Source organism: Bacteroides coprosuis (assembly GCF_020741705.1).
GTDB classification, from domain to species: domain Bacteria; phylum Bacteroidota; class Bacteroidia; order Bacteroidales; family Bacteroidaceae; genus Bacteroides_E; species Bacteroides_E coprosuis.
In genome coordinates, this window is sequence record NZ_DYYK01000059.1 from 1 (window position 1) to 8,287 (window position 8,287).

Annotated in this window: 4 protein-coding genes; all 4 read left to right on the forward strand. The window is 34.6% G+C overall.

Features of this window, described 5'->3' with window-relative positions; translation table 11 throughout:
* Positions 1-3,231 (forward strand): SusC/RagA family TonB-linked outer membrane protein (locus K8V80_RS03530; protein ID WP_276775485.1); only part of this gene is annotated, 3,231 nt, incomplete at its 5' end.
* A gap of 17 nt (positions 3,232-3,248) precedes the next feature.
* On the forward strand, positions 3,249-5,117 hold the full coding sequence (locus K8V80_RS03535; protein ID WP_276775487.1) for a RagB/SusD family nutrient uptake outer membrane protein: 1,869 nt from the start codon (positions 3,249-3,251) through the stop codon (positions 5,115-5,117).
* A gap of 34 nt (positions 5,118-5,151) precedes the next feature.
* Entirely contained in the window at positions 5,152-6,555 is a 1,404-nt protein-coding gene (locus K8V80_RS03540) for a DUF4623 domain-containing protein (RefSeq protein WP_276775489.1), read from the forward strand.
* A gap of 2 nt (positions 6,556-6,557) precedes the next feature.
* Positions 6,558-8,003, forward strand: a complete 1,446-nt coding sequence (locus K8V80_RS03545; RefSeq protein ID WP_276775491.1) for a glycoside hydrolase family 10 protein — start codon at positions 6,558-6,560, stop codon at positions 8,001-8,003.
* Positions 8,004-8,287: the final 284 nt, after the last annotated feature.

Below are 8,287 nucleotides of genomic sequence, written 5' to 3' on the forward strand. Positions count from 1 at the left end.
ACCGATATTGATGGAAATTTCTCTATTAATGTAAAACCTGGAGCTACACTACAAGTTAGCTATATAGGCTTTAAAGCAATTGAAACAAAAGCACAAAACAATCTAAAAATAACTCTAAAAGAAGACTCAGAGCTACTAGACGAGGTTGTTGTTGTCGGTTATGGTGCTCAGAAGAAAGAAAACTTAACAGGTGCGGTAGCTTCAGTACGAGTGGATGAGACATTAGCTAGTCGCCCTATTGCAGACGTTGGTCGTGGATTACAAGGAGCTGTATCAGGCTTAACAGTAACAGTACCATCTGGAGAAGTTGGGTCAGACCCTGTAATGAAAATACGTGGACAAATAGCTTCTATCGAAGGTAGTAGCAAGCCACTTATTCTTGTTGACAACGTTGAAATCCCAAGCATTCAAATGATAAACCCAGACGATATAGAATCTATATCTGTGTTAAAGGATGCTGCTTCAGCCTCCATATATGGTGCTAAGGGTGCTTTTGGTGTTATCTTAATAACCACTAAAAAGGGAGCTAAGACTGATAAATTTGAAATAACATACTCATCAAACTTTTCTTGGCAAAACCCAACAAAGAAAATAAAAATGGCTGGGATTGAAGGGCTACAATACACTCTTGATGCGCAAAGAAACAGAGGATCAGACGACGTTGCAGGAGGTTTTTGGCGCGTCAATGAAGAGAGCATTGAAAAAATGAAAGAATGGCAAAACAAGTATAGTGGAACCGTTAAAGATTCAGATCCTGTTGTATATGGACGAGATTGGTATTTTGATGGAGTTAATAAATTTGGTTATCGTATTTATGATGGTACTAAAGCAATGATTAATGATTGGACTCCTTCACAAACGCATAATCTCTCTGTTAATGGAAAATCTGGAAAAACAGCTTATAATATTGGCTTGGGATATTTAAAGCAAGAAGGTCTAATGAAACCAGCAAAACATGACGACTTCAAGCGCTACAATGCTTCTTTCAATCTCTCATCAGAGCTTAACAAATATATCTCAGTAAGAGCAGGTGCAATTTATTCAGATAGAAACAAAAGATACCCTGAATTTGGTACAACAGTTTCAGACCCGTGGCTATACCTTTATAGATGGAGCAGATTATTCCCTGTTGGAGTTACTGAACGCGATATGCCACTAAGGACACCTGATTATGAAACAGCTACTACATTTACATCTAACAGACAAAACAAATACTATAGCGTAAACTTAGGTACAACTATTACACCGCTAAAAGACTGGGATATCCGATTTGATTATACTTATTCAAACGAACAAAACATAACGAATGCTGCACGTCCTACTCTATCAGGTGGAGACATATGGTATACTCCGATTGCTTGGAAAGATCAAGATGGAAATCAAGTATATGTAGATGATGCTGGAAAACCAACAGATGTTGGAGGAATGCCAGCATATCAATTCCCTCAAACTATGTATCAAGATAAAAGCTGGATTTCAAGAAATTCAGGTAAAGTAGATCAACATGTATTTAATATATACTCTACATACAATTTAAATTTAGGAAAAGAGCAAGAGCATAAATTTAAATTCATGGTTGGTTCAAATATTGTAAAAAAAGACTGGGAAAGTAACTTCTCGAAAAAAATGGATTTACTAGACTTAGATAATCCTCAGTTCGATTTTGCAGTAGGAACTGAAACAGTTAATGCTACAGCTAATTGGGAATCACAAGTGGGTTTCTTTGGCCGTGTCAACTATTCTTTCGCAGATAGATATTTAGTGGAAGCAAACATGCGTTATGATGGAACATCTAAATTCCCCTCAGATGTAAGATGGAGAACATTCCCTTCTTTCTCTGCAGGATGGGTCTTGTCTAATGAAAGTTTCATGAAAGTAGTTGAGCCGGTATTAAGTTTTGCTAAAATAAGAGGTTCATGGGGTATTATTGGCGACCAAACTGTTCCAAATCATTTATACTTTCCTAAAATGAACCAATACAAGACCTCTTGGCTAGGTAGCGATGGTATACCATTTTGGGGATACGGAACTCCAGGCGCTGTAGCAAGAGATATTACATGGCAAGATATTCAAACTTTAGATTTAGGATTTGATTTTAGATTTTATAAAAATATCTTCGGAGTAACTTTCGACTGGTACCAAAGAGACACGAAAAACATGATTTTACCTGGAGATGCACTTCCTGAAACTCATGGAACAGGAGCTCCAAAAGGCAATTATGGTAATTTGAGAACTAGAGGATGGGAATTGGCTTTTGACTTTAGTTATAGATTTGAAAATGGTCTAGGTATTAATGGTATGGCTTCTATTGCTGATGCTACAACTATTATAACCAAAGGAGCAGATCATATGACTCCTAATGCAAATAGAAAACTATCAAACGGATATTCAACAGGTCGAAGATTTGGTGATATTTATGGCTACGTAACAGATAGACTTTATCAAAAAGATGACTTTGTCTATAATGATGATGGCTCTATTAAAAAAACTACAATTATAATTGATGGAGTTGCGAAAGAAACTCATATGCTAAAAGGTGAAAATCCCATTTACCAAACATACCTAGAAGATGGTAAAGGTGTTGTAATATTTAGCCCTGGCGATGTAAAGTATAAAGATCTAAATGGTGATGGCTATATTACTCCTGGCGATGGCACTGTAGGCAACCCTGGTGATAGAAAAGTGATAGGAAACACTACACCAAGATATGAATATGGCATCAGACTTGGAGCTGACTATAAAGGAGTTGACTTCTCCATTTTCATGCAAGGTATTGGCAAAAGAGAAATTTGGGGTTCTGGCCAATTAGCTATTCCAGGATACTTTGCTAAAGAAGGAGCTATGGCAGATGCTATTGCTAAAGATTATTGGAGAGAAGATAGACCTAACGCATTCTATCCTAGAGCTTGGGATAATGGAGGTTCAGACACAAGTTATAGTATGCAAGTACAATCAAAGTACTTACTTGATATGTCTTACTTAAGAATAAAAAACATCACAATAGGGTATAGCTTTCCTGAGTTTTTACTCAAAAAAGTATACCTAAATAAAGCTAGATTATATCTTTCACTTGAAAACTTCTTTACATTCGATAATCTAAGAGGTCTACCTATTGACCCAGAAGCAATTTCCGGTTATTCTATGTTTAGTAGTAATTATAACTTAGGAAGAACAGGAACAGGAGCTCCTGTATTCAAGTCAGCGTCGTTCGGTGTTCAACTAACCTTCTAATTTTTAATACTAGAAATATGAAAACTAAATATTTAATATTATTATCAATCATAACATTTATCGTTGGGGGATGTAGCGATATTCTTGACCGACCATCTAAAACCGATGCAAATGATGATACTTTTTGGGTGAGTGAAACAAAGGTTAGACTTTTTGCTCATGAATTCTACGCTAAAACCTTCACTGGCTATGGTGTTGGCTACAACTCTCAATATGCCGCTTTATTAGGTTATGAATTCAATGACGATATGCTTAACCAAGGTAATCAGGCTGAATTCGAAAGAACTATACCATCATCAAAAGGAAGTACTTCTATTGACGAGAAAGCGCCAGCATGGCAATCCACTTATAGTGGACCAACTTGGAACTTTGCTTGGGTAAGAAAAGCTAACTTAATGATTAACCGCATTGAAGAAAGAATGAAAAGTATACTTTCAGAAGAAGCATACAATCACTGGTTAGGAGTAGCTCGTTTCTTTCGTGGTATTGAATATGCAAACTTAGCAAGAGTATTTGGAGATGTTCCTTATTATAGTCATGTAGTGGCAGACAATGATTTTGATGAACTATATAAATCAAGAACTCCTCGTAATGAAGTCATGGATCATGTATATGACGACTTAACTTTTGCGATGACAAATGTTCGATTAAATGATGGAGATCAAAGTGTTAATAGATATATTGTTGCAGGCTTTATAAGTCGTTATGCGCTTATAGAAGGAACTACTCTTAAATATTACTATAAAGACAATAATAGAGCCAAAAAATTCTTAGAGTTGTCCATTGAAGCAGCTAACATCGTTCGTAATAGTGGAAAATTTGATATTGTTACTGATTTCAGAAGTCTTTTTGGATCAGAAGACTTAAAAGGAAACAGAGACTGTATTCTATATAGACACTACGATGTAGCTCATCAAATCACTCACTGTGTTGCTACATATTGTAATATGGCGGAATCAAGAAGTGTGGGTCCTACTCTTGATTTAATTAAGGCTTTTATATGCAATGATGGTAAAGATTATACTACTTCAACAGTTGAAAATAGTGATGATTTTAGTATTGCTAATCTAATTAAGACAAGAGATTCTCGCTTTGAAGCTTCTTTTTGGGATAAACCAACACCTCTATCTAAGTCTTCTCATTTATACATTGTTAAATTCATAGACCGCGAGGGTCCAGAATTTGCTGCAGCAGGAGAAGCAGTTCCAACAGAATACACTTCAACTAATAATAAAAATGATTATCCTGTACTAAGATTTGCAGAAGTATTACTCAATTGGATTGAAGCAAAAGCAGAATTAGCAACAATTGGAGGTACAGCTGTCTCACAAACCGACATAGATGAATCTATAAATAAGATCAGAAACAGACCATTAGCAAAAGAAGCAATAGCAAAAGGTGTTACGAAAACAGCTCCTATGAATATTAGTGATTTACCAAATGATCCAAACAGAGATGATGATGTTTCAAGATTAATCTGGGAAATAAGAAGAGAAAGACGTATGGAATTAGCCTTCGAATTTTCTAGAATAGTAGACCTGCGTCGTTGGACTAAGCTTGAATACATGGATACAAATAAAAATCTGGATTTACTAACTGGTACATGGGTTAATTTCCCAAAAGAACTACCAGGAGAATTATCTACTAAAAACATAGGTATCCTTTCTGTTATTACTAAAGATGGAAAACAAATTAAATATAATGGTTCCAATGGTGCTGAGATGATTGGTTTCTTCAGACATCTTAATAGTAAACATAGACTAACAGTTCTTGATCAACCTGGTATAAATCCATATCTATCACCTGTCGGAAAAAACAACATAACTGACTACAAAAATAAAGGTTATGAATTAAAACAAACCGAAGGTTGGGGCACTCAAGATTAATCTCTAAAATACCAAAGATTTAAAAGATTATAACATGAAAAAATATATTAAACATATGGGGCTAATTATAGCCCCCCTCCTCTTCACTATATATTCTTGTAGCAGCAGTGATAATGAGATGAATACTGTTAAATACAAAACAGTAATTGAAGAGATCAGCATCACGAATGGCGGCATAGATGGAAATACTGAAATAAAAGGGAAAATTGATGAAAATAAAAAGACAATTGCATTTCCTAGATTAGATCCAAAAACGGATTTATCCGCAATAAAATTCAAAGCGACATTATCAAGTGGTGCTTTATTAGATAAAGAAACTTATAATTTCACTTTAAAAGAAGGAGAAACAGAAGACACCCAAGTTATAAAAGTACTTAATGATACTAGATACAGAGAATACTTTGCAACCATAAGAATTATTGCTCCTGTTTTTGGCGGAGATTTTAACAAAGCCAAACTATTTGAAAATTGCGTATCAGGAAAGAATGTATATCCACATTTTAGTGCTGGATCAACGAGAGGTACAGATTTTAATGAAAAATATGCATTAATAGTGTCTAGACATGGTGGTATTAATCCTCATTTATTAAAAACGGAAGACATACTCGCTAATAAACTGGATAATCCAATTATGCTAAATACAGAAGGCATTAGTGGTGGTACATTTCCAATAAGTGCAGGTCGAGTATTTCAAGACAAAGTATATATTACCAATATGGCTGGAAACATCATAAAAGTTTACTATTGGAGCACACCACAAGCAAAACCAGAAGTAATTTTCGAAAAAGACATCAGTGAAGCTGGTGAAGGAGGCCGTTTTGGAGATAGTATGGATATGTATATTGATAAAGATGGCAACGGATATATTTTCTTTGAAAACAATGCGTCAAATAAAATCAGACGTATTAAAGTCAGTAACTTCAAAAACATTGGAGGTATAGATATAATCTATCCAAAAGGAAGTTCAGGTGAAGCTGGAGGACAATATTTCTCTTTCACTAAAGTAGAAGGCACCCCATATTATATTTACACAGGGTTCGATGCTGCTTTAATGTTAGTTGATGAAGGAGGAAATCTTGTTACCAAAGTCACAGCTGTTTCTAAAAGAATAAATCAAGCTAGAGTAATCAATTTTAATCAAAAACGCTACTTAGTAGGTGTAACTGCAGCAAGATACTCTGCAGATTCGGCACAATCAGTTTACGTTTATGATATAACAAATGGAGAAACTATTACTGATGCATTAGAATTACTTAATGCAAACGAATATAAACCAGTATTTGAAAAAGCTTTTGGAGCAGATGCAACAACTTCTCCTGGGACTAATTGTGGTGCTGCAGTTGTTAACAATAAACTCTGTATATTTGGAGCAGCAGATGCACAAGGATTCATTTTAGTAGAGGTTCCAATTGCAGAACCTGAAGAAGAAGATTTTTAAATATGAAAAACATCAAAAAAATTGCTGTAGTCATACTTATGGGATTAATAGCATCCTGTAGTAGTGACAGCGATAATAATAACATTGAAGGTCCTGGAGAAAATTCAGGACCTTCTCAACAAGAAATTATACTTCCAAAGGAGATGAGAGCCGTATGGCTTACAACTGTATGGGAGTTAGATTGGCCTCAACAGAAATATAATGAAATAGCACAAAAGAAAATGTACATCGACTACTTAGACGAGTTTGCTAAATTCAACATTAACACAGTCTTTGTACAAGTTAGATCCATGGCAGATGCTTTTTACGAATCTAAATATGAACCATGGAGCAAAAACATTACTGGTGAACGAGGGAAAGCTCCAAACTATGATGTAATGAAATTCATGATTGAGGAAGCACACAAAAGAGGATTAGAGTTTCATGCATGGATCAATCCGTACAGAATAGCCACAAGAGCAAATCAAACTGACGCTTTTCCTCCACTATTGATGGATATAGATAAAAAAATGTACATCGACTGTCAAAAAATAAGAGTTTATAATCCTGCTCGACCAGAAGTTAGAGAAAGACTTAAAAACATAATTGAAGAAATTATAACTAATTATGATATTGATGGCATAGTAATGGATGACTATTTTTATCCATCTCTAGAGTCTGGAGAAAAGTTCCTTGATGATGAGGATTTTAAAGAACTAGGCACACCTAATCAAACAATTGAACAATTTCGTTTTGCTAACGTAAATGAAATGGTAAAAACTATACATGAATTAATCGTTAGTAAAAAACCAGAATTATCATTCACAATAAGTCCCCAAGGAAATGCTGCAAATAATCAAGGAATCTACGCAGATGTAGAAAAATGGTGTAAAGAAGGTTTGCTTGATTTTGTAATGCCTCAACTCTATTATCAGATGACTGATTTCAACAACTGGACTAGCTATTGGTCAAGATACAGTTATGAAGCAATACCTATGGTCGCTTATGGCATATATAACATGGGAAAACCCAATTACCCAGCCGAGTTACTGGATCAACAATTTAATACTATTAAAAGATACCCACGCTATCAAGGAGCTTCATTCTATTCTGCAAAATACTTTACTACAGAAAAAGTAGAAGCTGTTCTTAACATAATAAAAAAGCAATTCAACCGTCCAGCCCTAATACCTCACAATGGAAGAGAAGTTATTCCACGACCTAATACTCCTAGAGAATTAGAGTTAGTTGGGAATACATTGAAATGGAATAGTGGCAATGGAAATTATAGATTTGCCATTTATAGAGTAGAACCTGATCTATATAATGCTAAAAAAGTTATCGCTGAATTAGTTGCTATAACAAAAGACAAATCTCACGAAATAACTAAACCTGGGAAATATTACATTACAGCAATTAATGAAAATAATCATGAAAGCGAATTAAGCGACCCCATACAAAAGAAATAACAAGAGAATCTCTTGTCTTCTTATCTAAAGCTTTAAAAGTAGCTCCTAATCGCACTAGGAGCTACTTTTCTATTTATAATCAAGAATAGTACACCGTTAGTAACCAATTAGAGATTCTTATAAATACTTCACAGCATCAATCCCATCTTGTATTATTTAAAATAAATACACAATTCTAAATAAAACAAAATAGATGTAACCGATATTAAAATATAGATTATATTTGTAGTAATCAAAATCCCAAAATCTAAATCTGATGAAAAAGCTGTACCTCATAGTAATTA